Genomic DNA, 19,357 nt, shown 5'->3' with positions numbered 1-19,357 from the left:
GGGAAGGAAGTGGAGCGATGTCTTGGCACGCGGCTATTGTACCGCGCCGGGTGACCACGATTCCGGTAGTGCCGGCCGCTGGCCGGCAGATCAAAAGCGTGTCAACCAAGGTTGACACCCACCCAAGCGCCTCCGCCCACAGATCAATTACCGATAACGTCGGTGCCCTTCGGCGGCGTAAAGCTGAAGGTGCCAGCCGCAAAGCCCGGGTTGCGCTTCCAGCCACTGAAGCTGATCACGGTGCGCTGGCCGACCGCGTCGGTGATTTCCATCCTGGCCAGGCCCTGGGCGTTGAAGCCCAGCGCGGCGTACTGGAAGCTGGCTTCGGTTTCGCGCTTCGGCGACAGTGACAGCCACTGCAGGCCGTCACGCTGCGCGGCCTCTTCGCTGACGTCGTACTGCTGCTCCAGCAGCGCCGGGTTGATCAGCGCGGTCAGCGGGCTGTTCTGCTCTTCCTTGCCCTGCTCGCGCACGGTGGCCTGCTCCAGGTCCGGCTCGTACATCCAGACCTTCTTGCCGTCGGCCACGATCAGCTGCTCGTGCGGACGCACGTACTCCCAGCGGAACAGGCGCGGCGCCGACAGCGCCACGCGGCCACTGGTCGATTCCTTCACCTTGCCACGACTGTCGAACACCTGCTGGCTGAACTGGCCATCCAGTCCCTTCAGGCCACTGGTGAACGTCTTCAGGTCATCGCGGGCGCCAGCCCAGGCACTGCCGGCGGCGGCGCAGGCCACGGCCAGGGTGGTGGTGGCAAGGAAACGGCGGAAGCGGAAGTTCATGCGGGAATCCTGTGGGCGCGCGCGCCAGGAAAGGTGGTTGCCAGTGTGCCCGGGGAAAGATGAATGGGCGATCAGGGCGACATTATGCCGCCCTGAACGTCCATCGGCGATTCAGCCGCCGGATGCCGGCAGCTTGCCGTACAGCACCTGGCCACGGAAGCCGCGCCGCACTTCGCGATACAGCGCGCGGAACGCCGGATAATCCCGCGGCTGGCACAATGCCTCCGGGCCGCGCACCGCATTCTGCTGCAACCGGTGGTGCACGATCACCTCCTGCCCTTCGCGGCTCCAGTCCACGCGGTACTCGCCGGCGGCGTTGGCGAATCGCTGGCTGGCCGGGATGGCGATGATCGGCGCGTTGGCCGGGAACTGCAGGCGGTAGGTCTCCTCGCGCAGGCTGGCATTGCAGTAGAACGGCGTCTCGTTGGCCGGCGCCGAGGCGGTGGCGTACAAGCCACGCACCGACTCGCCACCCGGCGGGTCCGGCACGGCCATGCCGCCGGCCACGCTGAAGTCGGCGTAATCCTCGGCCTGGAACGCCATGCGGTAGCCGAACGGCCGGGTCAGGTCGACCGGCACACCCTGGATCTGCAGCTGCCCTCGCCCGTCGAAACCGGAGGCGGCCATGATCTGCTCTTCAGCGCGCGCACGGTTCTGCGCGTTGAGCTGGGAGAACTGGGCGCGCATGCCGATCTCGGCGTTCTCGCCCAGCTTCGGGATCGTCTCGCCGCGCAGGTTGCCGTTGGCGTCGAAGGTGAAGCGCACTTCCATCGAGGTGGCGTTGCGCTCCGGCGTGTTGGCCGGGGTGCGTGCCAGCGTGGCGTCGCGTGTGCGCATCACCGGCGCACCCAGGTCACCCTCCGGCAGCTGGCCGAAGCGCGCCCACGCGGTGGTCGAATCGAGGTACAGATCGAATTCGGGGATGTAGGTGATGGCGTGGTTGAAGCGGCCCAGCACCGGAATCTTCGGCAGCGTCGGGCCGCCGCCCGCACCGATCAGCACCGGCGAGCTGGCGATGCCCTTGGCCGCCAGCAGCGCCTCGAGGATCGTCACGTGATCCTTGCAGTCGCCGTAGTGGTTGTCGAGGATGCTCTGCGCGCTGTTCGGTTCCAGGCCACCATTGCCCAGGTACACCGCCACATAGCGGATGTTCTGCGCCACCCAGCGGTACAGCGCATCAGCCTGCTCGCGACGGTCGCTGATGCCCGTCGTGATTTCGTCTGCCAGCGCCTGCAGTTCCGGCGTGACCTGCGCCGCCGGGCCAGCCTTGAGCTGGTAGGCGCGCCCCATCTGCGACCAGTCACGATACGTGCTGGCCATGATGTTCGGACCGAACTCCCAGCCCGCCGCCGACCAGTTCTGTGCCGGCATGGCTTCGCGACGCTGGTAGCGCCAGCGCCATTGCGCCTGGCCATTCTTCACTGTCGGGCGATCGCTGCCCTGCACGCCACGGCTGTCGACGAACATCGGCAGGTTGGCCGGCGCACTCAGGGTGACCTCAGCGTCCTCGTACTCGGTAAAGACGTTGAAGGTTTCCCACAGGCCAAAGTAGCCCGGGAAGTACGGCGTGACCTGGGTGCGGCGCACCTGGTAGTACAGGCGCGTGCCCGGGGCCAGGTTCGGGAATACGATCACCCGCACCTTGCGGTCGGCATACATTGCCGCCGAGGCGCTGGAGTAGCTCTCCTGGGTGTAGATGCGGTCGGCCGGCACGTCGCGGCGCTGGCCGTCGGCGGTGATGGTGTAGGCGCCGAGTACTTCCAGCGTCTCCATCTTCTCGCTGTAGCTCAGCCGCACCTGGCTGAACTGCTCGACGGACGCCTTGGTCTTGAGCAGGACTTCGTAGGTTTCGGTCTGCACATTGCCCGCATCCGGCCGCACCTGGTAGTCGGCGCGGTAACGGACAATGCTGAAATTATTGCTGGCTTCGGTATCGCCGCTGGTGGAAGGCGGCGCCGTGGCGGGCGCGGAGGTGGCGGTGTCTGCCAGTGCCGGGCCGGCAGCCAGAAAGGCTGCCAGCGCCAGTGCCAGCGCGCTTGGTACGGGGTGAAGCATGCGTCGGTTCCTTGGACGTCGTGGGGGATACGTCGGGTCTTACTTCGGCGGCGGCGGAGCCAGCACCGTGCGGTCGCCGTTGTGCTCGGGCGAACTGACCACGCCGGCCGCTTCCATGGCCTCGATCAGTCGCGCTGCACGGTTGTAGCCGATCTTCAGCCGGCGCTGCACGCCGGAGATCGAGGCGCGGCGGGTCTCGGTCACCACCCGCAGTGCTTCGTCATACAACGGGTCGGACTCGTCGCCGGACGAACTGTTCTCCGGCAGCCCGGTGGCGCCGACGACCACGCCGTCGCCCATCGTCTGCACTTCGTCCAGCACGCCGTCGACATAGTCGGCCGGGCCCATCGCCTTGAGGTGCTCGACCACGCGATGCACTTCATCGTCGGACACGAACGCACCATGCACGCGTTCGGGCAGCGCGGTGCCCGGCGGCAGGTACAGCATGTCGCCGTGGCCGAGCAGGGTTTCCGCGCCGGACTGGTCGAGGATGGTGCGCGAGTCGATCTTGGAGCTGACCTGGAAGGCGATGCGCGTCGGGATGTTGGCCTTGATCAGGCCGGTGATCACGTCCACCGACGGGCGCTGCGTGGCCAGGATCAGGTGGATGCCGGCCGCACGCGCCTTCTGTGCCAGGCGCGCGATCAACTCTTCCACCTTCTTGCCGACGATCATCATCATGTCGGCGAATTCGTCGATGAAGATGACGATGAACGGCAGCGTCTCCAGCGGGCGCGGCGCCTCGCCCAGCTCGGGGTTCGGCTTGAACAGCGGGTCCATCAGCGGCTGGCCGGCGTCCTGGGCTTCCTTCACCTTCTTGTTGAAGCCGGCCAGGTTGCGCACGCCGACCGCGCTCATCAGCTTGTAGCGGCGCTCCATCTCGGCCACGCACCAGCGCAGGCCGTTGGCGGCCTCCTTCATGTCGGTGACCACCGGCGCCAGCAGGTGCGGAATGCCCTGGTAGACGCTCAGTTCGAGCATCTTCGGGTCGATCATCAGCATCCGCAGGTCTTTCGGCGAGGCCTTGAACAGCAGGCTCAACACCATCGCGTTGACCGCCACCGACTTGCCCGAACCGGTGGTACCGGCCACCAGCAGGTGCGGCATGCGCGCCAGGTCTGCCACAGTCGAGCGGCCAGCGATGTCCTTGCCCAGCGCCAGGGTCAGCACGCTGGCCGACTTGTCGTATTCCTTGGAACGCAGCAGCTCGGAGAGGTAGATCATCTCGCGGGTGACGTTCGGAATTTCCAGGCCGATCACCGACTTGCCCGGAATCACGTCCACCACGCGCACCGACTTCACCGACAGGCCACGCGCGATGTCCTTGTCGAGCGAACTGATCTGGCTGACCTTGATGCCCGGCGCGGGCTCGATCTCGAAGCGGGTGATGACCGGGCCGGGGTTGGCGCCGACCACCTGGGCGTCGATGCGGAAGTCCTTCAGCTTGAACTCGATCTGCCGCGACAGCGCGTCCAGGGTTTCCTTGTCGTAGCCCACCGGCTGCGGCTTGGGGTCGTCCAGCAGGGCCAGCGGCGGCAGGTCCGAGCCGTCGCCGTTGACGCCACGGAACATCGGAATCTGCGTGTCGCGCTTGGCCCGATCACTCTTCTCGATCACCGGTTCCGGGCGCGGCTCGATCTTCACCGGCTCGCGCTTGGCACGCACCTCGGCGTCGGCCTTGCGCACTTCCTGTCGCTCCTCGCGCATCACCCGCGTCTGCTGCCACTCGGTGACTTCTTCCTTCTTGCGCGCCAGCAGCGGCGCCAGCGACATCACCCCGCGGCCGATCTTCTCCATCACCGTGAACCAGGACAGCCCGGTGGCCAGCGTGATCGAAGCCAACAGCAGTACCAGCACGAACAGATTCGCGCCCAGCGCCCCGAAGCCCACCGTAAGCGAATTGCCAACCAGCTTGCCGAGAATGCCGCCGGCACTGGAGACATCGCCACTGAACAGGCGCACGTGCAGGAAGCCGGTCCCGGCGATCAGGAAGCCGACCAGGCCGACCAGGCGCAGCGCCGGGTCCAGGTCGTTCTCGCCCTTGCTCTCGCGCTTGAGGCCGAACATGGCGATCCACGCCAGCGCGCCCAGCACCACCGGCAGCAGGAAGGCGATGTAGCCGAACAGCTGCAGCAGCACATCGGCGATCCAGGCCCCGGCGCGACCGCCAAGATTGTGCACCGGCGCGACCACGCTGCCGGTATGCGACCAGCCCGGGTCGGTCGCTGAATAGGTGAAAAGACTGGCCGCCAGGTACAACAGCGCCGGCGCGATGGCGATCAAGCCAAGGTCGCGCCAGAGGCGTTGGCGGCGTGGATTGTCGGTCGTCGCCGCCGCGGCCGTGCGACGTGACGCCTTGCTGTCGTCGGACTTGGAGCGTTCGGGGACCTGCTTCGCCACCTTAGACCATACCTTTGGAATGCGCTGTTAGTGATTGATAATAAATGAGACGACGTCAGTTTTCAGTTATGCGACATCTGACAGGGCATTCAGAGCGCCGGAACCATCGCCGGATGACGGCGTTCTGTTCATCGGCTTGAATCGCCCTGCCCCAGCCGCCACTCTATGACCTGCCACGGATGCTGCGCAAATATCGCCAGCGCCTTGTCCCATCTACCTTTTCGCGAGTTTACATGAGCACCAGCCTGCCCTCCCGCCACCAGCGCCTCGTCATCCTCGGTTCCGGCCCGGCCGGTTGGACCGCCGCCGTCTACGCCTCCCGCGCCAACCTGAAGCCGGTCGTCATCACCGGCCTGCAGCAGGGTGGCCAGCTGATGACCACCACCGAGGTGGACAACTGGCCAGGTGACGCCCACGGCCTGATGGGCCCGGACCTGATGGCGCGCATGCAGGCCCATGCCGAGCGCTTCGAGACCGAGGTCATCTTCGACCACATCCACACCGCCGACCTGTCGCAGCGCCCGTTCAAGCTGATCGGCGACAGCCACGAGTACACCTGCGATGCGCTGATCATCGCCACCGGCGCCACCGCCAAGTACCTGGGCATCCCGACCGAGGACGAGTTCAAGGGCCGCGGCGTCTCCGCCTGCGCCACCTGTGACGGCTTCTTCTACCGCGACCAGGACGTGGTCGTGGTCGGCGGCGGCAACACCGCCGTGGAAGAGGCCCTGTACCTGTCCAACATCGCCCGCAAGGTCTACCTGGTCCACCGCCGCGACACCCTGAAGGCGGAAAAGATCATGCAGGACAAGCTGTTCAAGAAGGTGGCCGAAGGCAAGATCGAGACCGTCTGGCACCACCAGGTGGAAGAAGTGCTGGGCAACGACGCCGGCGTGACCGGTGTGCGCGTGAAGTCCACCCTGGACGGCAGCACCCGCGACATCGATGCCCACGGCTTCTTCGTGGCCATTGGCCACCACCCGAACACCACACTGTTCGACGGCCAGCTGGCGATGAACAACGGCTACCTGGAGATCCGCTCGGGCCTGGGTGGCAATGCCACGCAGACCTCGGTGGAAGGCGTGTTCGCCGCCGGCGACGTGGCCGACCAGCACTACCGCCAGGCGATCACCTCGGCCGGCTTCGGCTGCATGGCCGCACTGGATGCCGAGCGCTACCTGGACGCGCAGGGCAAGGCCAGCTGAGAGGCTGACCCGCTCCTGTAGGGTCGAGCCACGCTCGACTCCGCATAGAAGGCCGACGCCAGCGCGTCGGCCTTTCTGTTTCATCTGCCCTATCCTTCCCACATGCCTTCCGTCCGCTTCCTCGACTCCCTGCAATCCATTGCCGCAACCGACTGGGACGCCCTGCACGACGGCCGCAACCCCTTCGTCAGTCATGCCTTTCTTTCCGGGCTTGAACAGCACGGTTGCCTGCGCGAGGACTGGGGCTGGCAGCCCCGGCATTTCACGCTGTGGGAGGGCGGCACGCTGGTCGGCGCCATTCCGGGCTACCTGAAGACCAATTCGCACGGCGAGTTCGTGTTCGACCATGCCTGGGCCAACGCGTATGCCCGTCATGGCCGCGACTACTATCCGAAGTGGCTGGGTGCAGTGCCGTACTCGCCGGTCACCGGCCCGCGGTTGCTGGCTCGTCACGATTCAGGGCGCATCGCGCTGCTGTCGGCATTGCGCGAGGCGCTGCCCGCGCTGCACGTATCCTCGGCCCATATCAACTTCCACACCGCCAGCGATGAGGCTCTGTTCGATGACGACTGGCTGCTGCGCGAGGACGTGCAGTTCCAATGGCAGAATCCGGGTGACTGGGCGACGTTCGACCAGTTCCTCGCTGCGATGGACCACAAGCATCGCAAGAACATCCGCCAGGAACGGGCCAAAGTCACCCGCCAGGGCATCACCTTCCGCGTGGTACATGGCGACGAGGCCGGCCGCGCCGACCTGCAGGCGATGTACCGCTTCTATCTGCAGACATTCCTCGAGTACGGCAACGCCCCGGCACTGACCGAGGCCTTCCTGCGCCATCTGGCCATTTCATTGGGACGCGGGCTGGTGCTGTTTCTGGCCGAACAGGACGGCGAGCCGATTGCCGGCGCGCTGTGCCTGCGCGGTGGCGACACGCTGTACGGTCGCTACTGGGGCGGCGCCACCCTGCCCGGCCTGCACTTCGAAGCCTGCTACTACCAGGGCATCGAGTACTGCCTGCGCGAAGGCCTCAGCCGTTTCGAGCCCGGCGCACAGGGCGAGCACAAGCTGGCACGTGGCTTCCTGCCGACCCTGGTGCGCAGCCGACACTGGGTGGCCGATCCGGATTTCGCAGAGGCACTGCAGGACTGGTGCCGGCAGGAGCGGCAGAGTGTGCGGCGGTACCAGCAGGAATTGCAGGGGCATGGGCCGTTCCGCGTAGGAACGTAGAGTCGAGCTTGCTCGACTGGCGCGGTGCCGAGAAGCGTGCCAACCAAGGTTGGCACCTACCAGAGCAATGAGGCCTGCCAACCAAGGTTGGCGCTTATCAGAGCGATGTCGAGGGTGCTGCGCTCAGGTGCACTGCCAGAAATGCCCACTCACCCGGCACTTCGCACACCAGAACGTGTAGAGCATGCCGCCACTGCCCCATAGCAGCGCACCTCCACCGGTGGTCGGCAGCGTCGAATCCAGCTGCATCACGAAGGGCATCTCCTCACCGCAATCGATGCACGCCGGATACCAGGCACTCTGCACCCAGCTCGGTGCGCCGCCCACGCGCGACAGGTTCTGCCGGTGGTTTGACTGGCCCCAGTCCTGCTGCTCCCACCGCATGGTGTCCATGGCGACCAGGCCGACCTCGGCCTGCATCAGGTCACCGCTGTCGGTCGGCGTCGCCGGCACCTCCAGACGCTGGCTGGGGTGGCAGCTGGGCAGGCCGCTGGCATCGTGGCGATAGAAACGCACGGGCGGATCTTCCCAGCCGCAGCAGTCCAGGCACAGGCCCAGCGTGATCTCACCCGCCGCGCCCGGCTGCAGCGCGGCAGCGTCGGTTCGCAGCAGGCGCTGCAGCGGTGCATGGCAGCTGCCACACAACGATTCCAGCGGCCCTCCCATCTGCCCGGCGTACTGTACCTGCCCGCCATTCCAGGTCGGGTGCAGGCGCCAGATGCGCTTGCGCCAGCTCGGTTCGTCCGCCTGCTGCGCGCGATGCTGCTCGCGGCCGAAGCGGATGTGCAGCGGCCGCTCCCCATGCAGGCGCCGCGGCTGCGGTCCGTCCGCGACGCCGGCCCAGTGCGCCCAGACCTCAGCATCCAGCGCGCCCCAGTCAGCGAGGTAGCCGCGGGCAACGGCATAGCTCTCGGGCTGCGCCGCCAGCAGCAGCGCCCTGGCCCGCGCCATCTCGCGATCGTCGTCGGCCTCAACCAGAATCTGCGCCCACTGCACGGCAATGACGGAGGGCAGGCCCTGCCATACCTGCGAAGCCAGCTGCAGCTCGTCTTCGGTGGCCAGCGCCAGCAAGGCCTCCCAGTCGTCCTGCAGCACCTGCGGCGCCTGGTAGCTGGTGAATTCGATCACGCTGGCCAGCAGTTCGCCGCGCTCGCCATCCCGATAGCGGCGCCAGGCCTCGGCACAGACCGGCACAATCGCTTCATCGGGCAGCAGATCCAGCGCCATGTCGAGAAAGGCCGAGCTGGGTGAACGCCGGGCAAGGGCCAGCAGCATCAGCGCACCGAGCTGGCCGGGCTGTTCAGTGGCCAGCGCCAGCAGCATGCCCTGGCTGTCGTTGCGCGTGCGCGGGATATCGTGCACATCGAGGATGGCGGTGATCGCGTCACTCATGCGTGGGCTCCTTGCCGTTGGACGCTGATGGTGCCAGACATCAGCGATCGCCACGACGAATACAATGGCGGCATGACCCGCCAGCTGCCCTGGCGCCTGGCCGATGCGCCGGACGCTCCCTTCCCTCCGGCTGAAACCGCACTGCGCCAGCCCGACGGCCTGCTCGCGGTGGGCGGCGACCTGCATCCGGTGCGACTGCTCAACGCCTATGCCGGCGGCATCTTCCCGTGGTTCAGCGAGGGCGAGCCCATCCTGTGGTGGTCGCCAGACCCGCGCATGGTGTTCCGCACCGAGGGCGTGCACCTGTCCAGCCGCTTCCGCCGCCAGTTGCGCGGCAGCACGTGGGAGATCACCGCCGACACCGCTTTCAGTCGTGTGATGCGTGCCTGCGCCGCAGCACCGCGACCGGGCCAGGACGGCACCTGGATCAGCCCGGCGATGGTCGAGGCTTACAGCCAGCTGCACGACCTGGGGTTTGCCCACTCCTTCGAGGTCTGGGATCGGCAGACGCTGGTCGGCGGCATCTATGGCGTCGCGATCGGCGCCATGTTCTTCGGGGAGAGCATGTTCAGTGGCGCCAGCGGCGGCTCCAAGATCGCCTTGGCCGCCCTCGCATCCACCCTGCGTGACTGGGGCTGGGAACTGATCGATGCCCAGGTGGAGAATCCGCACCTGCTGCGGATGGGCGCCGAGCACCTGCCGCGCGCGGACTTTCTGGAGCACGTCCGCCAGGCCGTACACCGTGACGGCCGTGAAGGCCCATGGACCCAGGCGGTAGGACGCTTGCCAGCACAGCGTTTGGCCGGGGGTTAACACAAACTTTGCAAGCCGGGCCCATCACGCGTAAAATACCGCGCCTTAGGCCCAGCGTGGCCGTTTTCTGAACCGCACAGGACTACATGTCGAAAGACGATTCCATCGAGTTCGAGGGCACCGTCAGCGAGACGCTGCCGAACACCACTTTCCGCGTTCGTCTGGAAAATGGGCACGAAATCATCGCCCACATCTCCGGCCGCATGCGCAAGAACTACATCCGCATCCTCACCGGTGACCGGGTCAAGGTTGAAATGACCCCGTACGACCTGACCAAGGGTCGTATCACCTACCGCATGAAGTAAGCGGTCGGCGCAGTGCGCCACTCCGACAGGGCCGGCCTCGCTGCTGGCCCTTTGTCGTGCGCGGAAGAAAATACGCGGCACCGAGATCGTCCGATTTTCGTCCTTGTCTGAAATCCAGCATCGCGCCGGAACTCTAGACTCAACGCGTTCTTCACAGAGGGCGCTGCGCGCATGACCTACCTGATCGTCCTGGACCCGCAGTCCGTCACCAGCCGCTGCTACGCCAGCAAGGGCCCGGACGGCACCTGGTTCGGCCAGCCCTGCCTGGTCTGTACCAGCATGGACGCATCCCACCCACTGTATCTGGCCGCGCAGCGCGAGGTCCCACACATGGGCAGCACACTCAAGCAGCGCCTGCACATTCCGCATGAAGCGGTCGCATTCGTCATCGAGGATGGCGGCAACCAGGGGCGCCAGCAGGGATTCCGTTCGATCGCAGCCTGATGCGCCAAAGGTCATCGTGACCGATCTCACCGTGACGTCGGTCAGCCCTGCTTGCGGCAGATTCGCATTTGCAGCGGCGGCGGCATCCTGGGATCCGATCCAGTCCGGATCGCCGCCCCCTGCCCCGCCATGAATCTGTCTTCCCTGCTCATCCCCCTGGCCTTGTCTGCCGCCACCCTGCTGGCGTCGCCCGCCCATGCCGCCGACACCCCGCCGGCGCAGTGCGTACCACTGACCGGCGAACAGCAGATCGTTCGCGCCGGCGCCGACAAGAACATCCTGCTTCGCTCCGGCGAAGACCACTATGTCGTGCATTTCCGCAACAGCTGCCCTTCTGCCGTGCTGGCCACCCGCCTCGGCTTCAAGACCGACGGCAAGGAGGCTGACGAGCTGTGCAGCGAGGGCCGAAGCGCTCTGGACACCGGTCGTGGCAGCTGCGAGGTCGCGCGCATCGAGCCGATCGATGCCGAGCGGTTCAAGCGCGAAGCGCGCCGCCGCAGCCGCTGACCCCGGACAGCACAAGGGCGGCCGAAGCCGCCCTTGTTGTTTCCAGTCTTTCACGCCAAGCCTTCAGCTCACTCCACCGTAACCGGCAGCAGCCGCTCCGGCTCAGCCTGGGTCTCGACCACCAGCTCGTCGTCGCGGACATCGATGCTGACCTTGCCACCGTTGACCAGCTTGCCGAACAGCAGCTCGTCGGCCAGCGGGCGCTTGATCTTGTCCTGGATCACGCGGGCCATCGGGCGCGCACCCATCAGTGGGTCGAAGCCGTGGTGAGCCAGCCAGTCGCGCGCGGTCGGGGTGGCCGACAGGCTGACGTGCTTGTCCTGCAGCAGCATCTCCAGCTCGATCAGGAACTTGTCGACCACGCGCAGGATGTGCTCGAAGCCCAACGCCTGGAACTGCACCACCGCGTCGAGGCGGTTGCGGAATTCCGGGGTGAAGCTGCGGCGGATGGTCTCCATCGCGTCGGTGGCATGGTCCTGCTTGGTGAAGCCGATCGAACGCCGCGAGGCCTGCGCCGCGCCGGCATTGGTGGTCATCACCAGCACCACGTTCTTGAAGTTCGCCTCACGACCATTGGTATCGGTCAGCACGCCGCGGTCCATCACCTGCAACAGGATGTTGAAGATGTCCGGGTGCGCCTTCTCGATTTCGTCCAGCAGCAGCACGCAGTGCGGCGTCTTGACGATCTTCTCGGTCAACAGGCCCCCCTGGTCGAAGCCGACGTAGCCCGGAGGGGCACCGATCAGGCGGCTGATCGAATGCGGCTCCATGTACTCGGACATGTCGAAGCGGACCAGCTCGATGCCCAGCTGCAGCGCGAGCTGCTTGGTCACCTCGGTCTTGCCGACACCGGTCGGACCGGCGAACAGGAAATTGCCGATCGGCTTTTCCGGATTGCCCAGGCCCGAGCGGGCCAGCTTGATCGCCGAGGACAGCGTCTCGATGGCCGGATCCTGGCCAAAGATCACCATCTTCAGGTTGCGCTCCAGGTGCTGCAGCACATCCTTGTCGGTGGCGCTGACCTGCTTGGTCGGGATGCGCGCCATCTTGGCGACGATCGCCTCCACTTCCTCGACGTCGATCAGCTCCTTGCGCTGGCCTTCCGGCAGCAGGCGCTGGCGGGCGCCAGCCTCGTCGATCACGTCGATGGCCTTGTCCGGCAGCAGGCGGTCGCCGATGTGCTTCACCGACAGGTCCACCGCGGCCTGCAGCGCCTCGTCGGAATAGGTCACACCGTGATGCAGCTCGTACTTGGACTTCAGGCCCTGCAGGATCTCGTAGGTCTCGCCCACCGTCGGCTCGACGATGTCGATCTTCTGGAAACGGCGGGCCAGCGCCCGGTCCTTCTCGAAGATGCCACGATATTCCTGGAAGGTGGTCGAGCCGATGCAGCGCAGCTCGCCCGACGCCAGCGCCGGCTTGATCAGGTTGGACGCATCCATGGTGCCGCCCGACGCCGAGCCAGCACCGATGATGGTGTGGATCTCGTCGATGAACAGCACCGCGTTGGGCACCTTCTTCAGTGCCGTCAGCACGCTCTTCAGGCGCTTCTCGAAGTCGCCACGGTACTTGGTACCAGCCACCAGTGCGCCCAGGTCGAGCGAATAGATCACCGCATCGGCCAGCACCTCAGGCACCGAACCCTCGACGATGCGGCGGGCCAGGCCCTCGGCAATCGCGGTCTTGCCCACGCCGGCCTCGCCCACGTACAGCGGGTTGTTCTTGCGGCGGCGGCACAGGACCTGGATGGTGCGCTCGATTTCGTCGGCACGACCGACCAGCGGGTCGATGCGACCGGCCCGGGCCTGTTCGTTGAGGTTGCTGGCGAACTCGGTCAGGGCATCGCCCTTCGGCTCGCCCTCCCCGCCTTCAATGCGGCCTTCGCCCTCGGAGGAGGAGGACGGCTGCTCGCCTTCTTCGCCCAGCTTGGCGATGCCATGGGACAGGTAATTGACCACGTCCAGCCGGGTGACGTCCTGCTGGTTGAGGTAATAGACGGCGTGGGAGTCCTTTTCGCCGAAGATGGCGACCAGCACATTGGCGCCGGTGACCTCCTTCTTGCCCGAGGACTGCACGTGGTACACGGCCCGCTGCAGCACGCGCTGGAAGCCCAGGGTCGGCTGGGTATCGCGGCCGTCATCTTCGGCCAGGCGGGACACGGAGGCCTCGATGGCCTGCTCCAGCTCCTGGCGCAGGCGTTCGGCGTCGGCGCCACACGCCTTCAGTACGGCCTGGGCGGACGGGTTGTCGAGCAGTGCCAACAGCAGGTGTTCGACCGTCATGAACTCATGCCGGGCCTCACGGGCGCGCTTGTAGCACTGGCCGATGGTGTGTTCGAGGTCTTTGCTGAACATGGATTACTCCGGCGGCAGATGGGGACAATATGCGGCCTGACTACGCGATTTCCATCACCCTAGCGGATTGCTGCGTTCAGATGGCGTTAGCAGTACACATCGCTTGATCTTCATTCACTCCAGGACAGCCCGCCCAGCATGAGCGAACCCTACCTGAGCCGCTGGCGATTGCGGCGTGATGGCGCAGCCATCGAAACGCCCCATGCCCAGCTCTGGCCGGTGCTGACCACCGCCGGCGAGCCGGCCATGCTGAAGATCAGCAGCGAAACCGAAGAGCAGAACAGCCATCGCCTGCTGCGCTGGTGGGAGGGCGATGGCGCCGCCCGCCTGCTGGCCCACGAGGGACCGGCGATCCTGATCGAGCGTGCCGGCGGCGACTCGCTGCGGCAACGCTCGATCGAGGGCGACGATGACGCCTGCACCACGATCCTGTGCCAGGTCCTGCAGCGGCTGCACCGGCCACGGAACGCGCCGCCAGCGGAACTGGTCTGCCTCCGTAGATGGTTCGCCGACCTGCTGCAGCCAAGGGCTGCGCTGCCGCCACTGCTGGAACAGTGCAGATCACTGGCGGAGGGGTTGCTGCAGGAAGAGCGCGAGATCCGGCCGCTGCACGGCGACCTGCACCACGACAACGTGCTCGATTTCGGCGCACGTGGCTGGCTGGCGATCGACCCGAAGCGGCTGCTGGGTGATCGCGCCTTTGATTACACGACACTGTTCAGCAACCCGGACCTGTGCGGTCCGGGCATCCACGTTGCGACGCAGCCTGAGCGGTTTGCCGCCCGGCTGGAACAGGTCAGTGCACTGGCGGGCCTGGAGCGCACGCGCCTGCTGCGCTGGATCGCAGCCAGCGCGGGGCTGTCGGCAGTCTGGTTCCGGGATGACGGCGCCCCCGCCGAGGTCGACGAGGCCGTGGCGCGTATGGCGCTGGAGGCGTTGGCGGAGGCCTGATCCAGCTGTAGAGCCGAGTCTGCGCTCGGCTGCTGCTGGCTGCCTGGGTGAACAGCAGCCGAGCGTGGGCTCGGCTCTACAGGTCGGGGGCGGTCAGGCCTTTTCCATCGTGCACAGCAGCGGGTGCTGGTTCATCCGCGAATACTCGTTGACCTGGGCAACCTTGGTCTCGGCCACTTCGCGGGTGAACACCCCGCACACACCGCGGCCGCGGGTATGGACGTGCAGCATCACCTGCGTGGCCTTGTCCAGGTCCATGGTGAAGAACTGCTGCAGCACGTCCACCACGAAATCCATCGGGGTGTAGTCGTCATTGAGCAGCATCACCTGGTAGAACGGCGGCGGCGCCACTTCCGGGCGCGCGGGTTCCACGGCAACGCCGTGCTCGTGATGGGAATCGGGGGAAGACTCGCGGGGCATCTGCTCATTATAGAGGCTCGAGCGGGCCTGCGTCGGCCCGCCGCAGATTGGACGGCACGCACGGCCGCCGTCACAATTGCATCCTCTCTCAACACTGTTTCACAGGATCTTCATGAAAAGGACCCTTCTCTCCGCCCTGCTGATCGCCCTGGCCGCCGCCGGCTCCGCCGCCGCCGAGACCCAGGCCGACAAGGCCGTGGCCCGCCACCTGGACAAGCTGGGCTACACCTACGAGGTCGACGAGGACGGCGACTACCGCATGGTGTTCGACGTCGAAGGTGACCGCACCCAGATGGTCTACGTGCGCTCGTCGGTGGAAGATTTCGGCACCCACAACATCCGCGAGATCTGGTCGCCGGCCTACAACGCCAAGACCAAGCAGTTCCCGGTGGCCGTGGCCAACCGCCTGCTGGAAGATTCGCAGGACGCCAAGATGGGCGGCTGGGTGAAGCAGGACACCACCGCCATGTTCGTGGTCAAGATCGACGCCGATGCCACGGCCGACCAGCTCAGCGACGCCATCGATGCGGCCATCCGCACCGCCGACGCCATGGAGCTGGAACTGACCAAGAAGGACGAGTTCTGAGTTGAACGCTACGCCGGACCCGCGCTGGGCACCGCACGCCACCGTCGCCACCGTGGTGGTCGACGGCGGCCGCGTGTTGCTGGTTGAAGAGACCATCGACGGCCGCCAGGTGCTGAACCAGCCGGCCGGCCACCTCGAGCCGGGCGAAAGCCTGGCCGAGGCAGCCCTGCGCGAGACCCGCGAGGAAACCGGCTGGACGGTGCAGCTGACCCACTTCATCGGCTGCTACCAGTGGACGGCCGGCGACGGCACCCCCTTCCTGCGCTTCTGCTACGCGGCGCGCCCGGTCTCGCACGACCCGGCGCAGCCACTGGACACCGGCATCGACCGCGCACTCTGGCTGACCCCGGCCGAACTGCAGGCCGCCGGCGAGCGCCAGCGCAGCCCGCTGGTCTGGCAGGTGGTGGCTGATTACCTGGGTGGCCAGCGCCATCCACTTTCCCTGGTCCGGGAGGTCGCATGAGCACTCCGCGCGTGATGGTGGGCGTCTCCGGTGGCGTCGACTCCTCGGTCGCCGCCTGGCGCCTGGTACAGCAGGGCGAGGCCGTAGCCGGTCTGTTCATGCAGAACTGGGCCGACGACGGCAGCGGCGACTGCCGTGCCGAGGACGACCGCCGCGATGCGGTGGCCGTCTGCGGCCTGCTCGGCATTCCGTTCCACTTCCGCGATTTCTCCAGCGAATACTGGCAGGGCGTGTTCGAGCACTTCCTGGCCGAGTACGCGGCCGGCCGTACGCCGAACCCGGACGTGCTGTGCAACCGCGAAGTGAAGTTCAAGCACTTCCTGGATGCCGCCCGCGAGCTGGGCGCCGAACGCATCGCCACCGGCCATTACGCACGTGTGACCCAGCGCGGCCACCAGTGGCTGCTGCTGCGCGGCGCCGACCGCTCCAAGGACCAGAGCTACTTCCTGCACCAGCTGGGCCAGGAACAGCTGGCGGCCACCCTGTTCCCGATCGGCGACCTGGAAAAGACCGACCTGCGGCGGATCGCACGTGACGTCAGCCTGCCGACCCACGCCAAGAAGGACTCCACCGGCATCTGCTTCATTGGTGAGCGCGACTTCCGTGAATTCCTCGGCCGTTACCTGCCGGCCAAGCCCGGCCAGATCCTCGACCCGGCCGACGGCAGCGTCATCGCCGAACATCCGGGCGTGTTCTATTTCACCCTGGGCCAGCGCGAAGGCCTGAACATCGGCGGCGTGCGTGGACGTCCGGCCGCGCCGTGGTACGTGGTCGGCAAGGATGTGGCCAGCAACGTGCTGTACGTGGATCAGGACCGCGACAGCAAGTGGATGCTGTCCGATCGCCTGCGCTCGGAAACCGCGCACTGGATCGCCGGCGCGCCGCCGGCACGGCGCTTTGAATGCACCGCCCAGACCCGCTACCGCCAGCCCGACGAGCCGTGTACGGTCGAGGTGCTGGACGATGGCAGCGTGCTGGTCACCTTCGCGCGCCCGCAGCGCGCCGTTACCCCCGGTCAATCACTGGTGCTGTATGACGGTGACGTGTGCCTGGGTGGCGCGGTGATCGCCGCCACCGATGCGCCGCTGGAACAGCGCCTGCGCACCACCCCCTCCCCTTTTGAGGTAATCGCTGCATGAGTTTCACTGTCGACGACCGCGTCCTGGCCCTGGCCGGCATTGCCCAGGCCCTGCAGCAGGTACGCCGCATCGCCGATACCGGCCATTCCGACGCCGCCGCCGTGCGCACCGCCGTGGACAGCGTGTTCCGTGTCGATGCGTCCTCGCCGCAGGAGGTGTTCGGCGATCGCCATGCACTGAAGGCCGGCCTGCGCCTGCTGCACAACTACTTCCGCAGCCAGGGCCAGGATCCGATCCTGCCCAAGCTGGCCCTGTCGGTGCTGCAGCTGGAGCGCCGCTTCGTGCAGGACGGCGCCACCGTGAACAAGGTCGCCTCGGGCATCGAGCGCGCCCAGCGCCAGGCCACCGAGCTGGGCGACAGCGGCCATCCGGACGTGCTGGCCAACCTGGGCGGCCTTTACGCGGACACCATCAGCCACCTCAAGCCGCGGGTGATGGTGCAGGGCAACCCGCACTATCTGGGCCAGGCCGGCGTGGTGGCCGAGATCCGCGCCCTGCTGCTGGCCGCGGTGCGCTCGGCGGTGCTGTGGCGCCAGCTGGGCGGCAGCTACTGGGACTTCCTGTTCAGCCGCAAGGCGATGATCGAGGCCGTGGACCGGCAGCTGGCCTGAGGCCATGGGGTCGGATCCCTTTCCGGCACGGAAAGGGCTCTGACCCTGAAGCCGCCAAGGCGCCGGAGAACCGGCGCATTCAGAATGCACTTCCGGGCACATCGACGTTAAAGAGAAAGGGGGTACGGCCGATACATCCTCCGTGCACCTCCCGAGAACGTCCATGTACTCACGCATTTTCATCCGTCTGGCCGCCCCCCTGGCTCTGACCCTGCTGCTCCCCTTCGCCATCGGTTTCGAATGGCCGGCCGCCCTGCGCTGGGCGATCCTGACCACGATGACGCTGAGCTGGCTCGGCTTTGCGTGGTGGACCACCCGCGCCCAGGCGCACCGTTCCCCGGAACATGCCCGTGTCCTGCGTGAGCAGGACCAGCTGCTGACCGAACTGCGCAACTTCGTCGGCAACGAGATCGACGGTTCGCGCGGCGAAGTGGAACGTGCCCGTGACCTGATCCGCCAGGCGGTCTCCAGCCTGGGCGGCAGCTTCGATGCGATGAACCGCAAGTCGCGCCAGCAGAGCCAGGCCCTGTCGCGCATCGTCGACCGCGCCGGTGATGAAGGCAATGCCGGCCTCGACGTTGCCCGTTTCGCCCAGCACGCCAGCCACCGCATGGAACAGCTGGTCGAAGCACTGGAACAGGTGAGCGGCCAGAGCAGCACCACCGTGCAGCACATCGACCAGATGGCGCAGCACCTGGATGGCATCTTCGCGCTGCTGGAAGACGTCAAATCGATCGCCGACCAGACCAACCTGCTGGCACTGAACGCTGCCATTGAAGCGGCGCGTGCCGGTGAAGCCGGTCGTGGCTTCGCGGTGGTCGCCGACGAAGTGCGCAACCTGTCCGAGCGCTCGACCACGTTCAACGAGCAGATCCGCAAGCTGGCGCACAGCTCCAAGGACGCCATTGCCAAGGTGCGCGAGACGGTCTCGCACATGGCGTCGCGTGACATGGATCGCTCCCGTGAAGCGCGCCAGGAAGCGGCCGCGATGCTCGACAACGTGGCCCAGATCAATGCCTCGCTGGGCGATGGCATGCGCGAAGTCTCCGAGTGCGCCCGTTCGATCGATGGCAGCGTGGCCGAGGCTGTGCGCGCCCTGCAGTTCGAAGACATCGCCACCCAGGCGCTGGGCGGCGTGCACACCCACCTGGACCGCCTGACCGCGATCAACCGCGAAGCAGTCGCCCTGCAGGAACTGCTGCACCGCAACGGCGGCGTGTTCGACGAAGAGATCGCCACCGCCCTGCAGCGCACCGGCAGCCGCCTGCGCGAACTGCGCAGCGAATGGGAACGCCCGCCGCACAAGCCGGTTGCCCAGCAGAGCATGGGCGCCGGCACCGTCGAGCTGTTCTGACCCTGATGTCCGCTGCCCTCGCCGGCAGCCCGCAAGGCCCCGGTTCCTCCGGGGCCTTTGCCTGTGACCCGCCGTTGGATGCATCCTGTACGCGCACCATGACCCTGATCCGTGCCCTGCCCTCCCTCACCGATACCGAGCGCCCGCGCAACGCGAGCGTGCGTGAGCAGTTGCAGCAACTGGAAGAGGTCGCCCGCGAGGAGATCCGCGAACTGCAGCAGCTGGCGGACGCGCGGCCGGCGCCGTCCCGTACGGACGAGGCGCTGCTGGGGCTGGCGTGGGACCTGGGGCTGGATGGCGAAGCCTTGAGGTAGATCCACGCCATGCGTGGATAGGCCGTCGCGCATGG

The 19,357-nt window shown here is 66.7% G+C and carries 19 protein-coding genes; 13 read left to right on the top strand and 6 right to left on the bottom strand.

Annotated elements, in window-relative coordinates; all coding sequences use genetic code 11:
- Nucleotides 1-143 precede the first annotated feature (143 nt).
- The 3 genes from lolA to GOC52_RS10135 all read right to left on the bottom strand — a co-directional run bounded on the left by lolA (nucleotide 144) and on the right by GOC52_RS10135 (nucleotide 5,237).
- A complete protein-coding gene (gene lolA, locus GOC52_RS10145; protein ID WP_049448152.1) occupies nucleotides 144-782 on the bottom strand; it encodes an outer membrane lipoprotein chaperone LolA in 639 nt (212 codons plus the stop codon).
- 111 nt (nucleotides 783-893) lie between these two features.
- Nucleotides 894-2,837 (bottom strand): DUF3857 domain-containing protein, encoded by a 1,944-nt coding sequence (locus GOC52_RS10140; RefSeq protein ID WP_049409854.1) that lies wholly within the window; start codon nucleotides 2,835-2,837, stop codon nucleotides 894-896.
- 39 nt (nucleotides 2,838-2,876) lie between these two features.
- Nucleotides 2,877-5,237, bottom strand: a complete 2,361-nt coding sequence (locus GOC52_RS10135) for a DNA translocase FtsK (RefSeq protein ID WP_010485837.1) — start codon at nucleotides 5,235-5,237, stop codon at nucleotides 2,877-2,879.
- Between the two features lie 233 nt (nucleotides 5,238-5,470).
- Here GOC52_RS10135 and trxB point away from each other — a divergent pair, with 233 nt between their 5' ends.
- Nucleotides 5,471-6,442 (top strand): thioredoxin-disulfide reductase, encoded by a 972-nt coding sequence (gene trxB / locus GOC52_RS10130; RefSeq protein ID WP_191851315.1) that lies wholly within the window; start codon nucleotides 5,471-5,473, stop codon nucleotides 6,440-6,442.
- Between the two features lie 102 nt (nucleotides 6,443-6,544).
- Nucleotides 6,545-7,669, top strand: a complete 1,125-nt coding sequence (locus GOC52_RS10125; RefSeq protein ID WP_191851313.1) for a GNAT family N-acetyltransferase — start codon at nucleotides 6,545-6,547, stop codon at nucleotides 7,667-7,669.
- Between the two features lie 123 nt (nucleotides 7,670-7,792).
- Here GOC52_RS10125 and GOC52_RS10120 read toward each other — a convergent pair whose 3' ends face one another.
- Nucleotides 7,793-9,061 carry a hypothetical protein gene (locus GOC52_RS10120; protein ID WP_191851311.1) on the bottom strand — a complete coding sequence of 423 codons (1,269 nt, stop codon included), beginning with the start codon at nucleotides 9,059-9,061 and terminating at the stop codon, nucleotides 7,793-7,795.
- Nucleotides 9,062-9,133: 72 nt separating this feature from the next.
- Here GOC52_RS10120 and aat point away from each other — a divergent pair, with 72 nt between their 5' ends.
- The 4 genes from aat (at nucleotide 9,134) to GOC52_RS10100 (ending at nucleotide 11,130) form a co-directional block, all read left to right on the top strand.
- A complete protein-coding gene (aat, locus tag GOC52_RS10115) occupies nucleotides 9,134-9,874 on the top strand; it encodes a leucyl/phenylalanyl-tRNA--protein transferase (RefSeq protein ID WP_071306172.1) in 741 nt (246 codons plus the stop codon).
- Nucleotides 9,875-9,960: 86 nt separating this feature from the next.
- Entirely contained in the window at nucleotides 9,961-10,179 is a 219-nt protein-coding gene (infA, locus tag GOC52_RS10110) for a translation initiation factor IF-1 (RefSeq protein ID WP_005409596.1), read from the top strand.
- Nucleotides 10,180-10,350: 171 nt separating this feature from the next.
- Entirely contained in the window at nucleotides 10,351-10,623 is a 273-nt protein-coding gene (locus GOC52_RS10105) for a hypothetical protein (protein ID WP_191851309.1), read from the top strand.
- A gap of 129 nt (nucleotides 10,624-10,752) precedes the next feature.
- Entirely contained in the window at nucleotides 10,753-11,130 is a 378-nt protein-coding gene (locus tag GOC52_RS10100; protein ID WP_053442983.1) for a hypothetical protein, read from the top strand.
- A gap of 68 nt (nucleotides 11,131-11,198) precedes the next feature.
- Here GOC52_RS10100 and clpA read toward each other — a convergent pair whose 3' ends face one another.
- Nucleotides 11,199-13,484: an ATP-dependent Clp protease ATP-binding subunit ClpA gene (clpA, locus tag GOC52_RS10095; RefSeq protein ID WP_010485852.1), complete on the bottom strand. Its 2,286-nt coding sequence runs from the start codon at nucleotides 13,482-13,484 to the stop codon at nucleotides 11,199-11,201.
- A gap of 138 nt (nucleotides 13,485-13,622) precedes the next feature.
- Between clpA and GOC52_RS10090 the strand changes: the two genes are divergently transcribed.
- Complete coding sequence (locus tag GOC52_RS10090) at nucleotides 13,623-14,435, top strand: APH(6) family putative aminoglycoside O-phosphotransferase (protein WP_049455058.1); 813 nt, start codon at nucleotides 13,623-13,625, stop codon at nucleotides 14,433-14,435.
- 93 nt (nucleotides 14,436-14,528) lie between these two features.
- On the opposite strand, the gene clpS is transcribed toward GOC52_RS10090, so the two are convergent.
- Complete coding sequence (clpS, locus tag GOC52_RS10085; RefSeq protein WP_006366596.1) at nucleotides 14,529-14,855, bottom strand: ATP-dependent Clp protease adapter ClpS; 327 nt, start codon at nucleotides 14,853-14,855, stop codon at nucleotides 14,529-14,531.
- Nucleotides 14,856-14,967: 112 nt separating this feature from the next.
- Between clpS and GOC52_RS10080 the strand changes: the two genes are divergently transcribed.
- From GOC52_RS10080 to GOC52_RS10055, 6 genes are all read left to right on the top strand, one after another.
- Nucleotides 14,968-15,441 (top strand): hypothetical protein, encoded by a 474-nt coding sequence (locus tag GOC52_RS10080; RefSeq protein ID WP_010485859.1) that lies wholly within the window; start codon nucleotides 14,968-14,970, stop codon nucleotides 15,439-15,441.
- A gap of 1 nt (nucleotide 15,442) precedes the next feature.
- Complete coding sequence (locus GOC52_RS10075; RefSeq protein WP_126561112.1) at nucleotides 15,443-15,904, top strand: NUDIX hydrolase; 462 nt, start codon at nucleotides 15,443-15,445, stop codon at nucleotides 15,902-15,904.
- Nucleotides 15,901-17,043, top strand: a complete 1,143-nt coding sequence (mnmA, locus tag GOC52_RS10070; protein ID WP_010485863.1) for a tRNA 2-thiouridine(34) synthase MnmA — start codon at nucleotides 15,901-15,903, stop codon at nucleotides 17,041-17,043. The genes GOC52_RS10075 and mnmA overlap by 4 nt, the downstream gene beginning before the upstream one ends.
- Nucleotides 17,040-17,654 carry a high frequency lysogenization protein HflD gene (hflD, locus tag GOC52_RS10065; RefSeq protein ID WP_010485865.1) on the top strand — a complete coding sequence of 205 codons (615 nt, stop codon included), beginning with the start codon at nucleotides 17,040-17,042 and terminating at the stop codon, nucleotides 17,652-17,654. Before mnmA ends, hflD begins: the two co-directional genes overlap by 4 nt.
- A 163-nt stretch (nucleotides 17,655-17,817) precedes the next feature.
- Nucleotides 17,818-19,008, top strand: a complete 1,191-nt coding sequence (locus GOC52_RS10060; RefSeq protein ID WP_010485867.1) for a methyl-accepting chemotaxis protein — start codon at nucleotides 17,818-17,820, stop codon at nucleotides 19,006-19,008.
- Between the two features lie 98 nt (nucleotides 19,009-19,106).
- A complete protein-coding gene (locus GOC52_RS10055; protein ID WP_191851307.1) occupies nucleotides 19,107-19,322 on the top strand; it encodes a hypothetical protein in 216 nt (71 codons plus the stop codon).
- Nucleotides 19,323-19,357 lie beyond the last annotated feature (35 nt).

Source organism: Stenotrophomonas sp. SXG-1 (assembly GCF_014083965.1).
GTDB lineage: Bacteria > Pseudomonadota > Gammaproteobacteria > Xanthomonadales > Xanthomonadaceae > Stenotrophomonas > Stenotrophomonas geniculata.
Note: the sequence above shows the minus strand (reverse complement) of the source record. Positions and strands in the feature narration are given on the sequence as shown.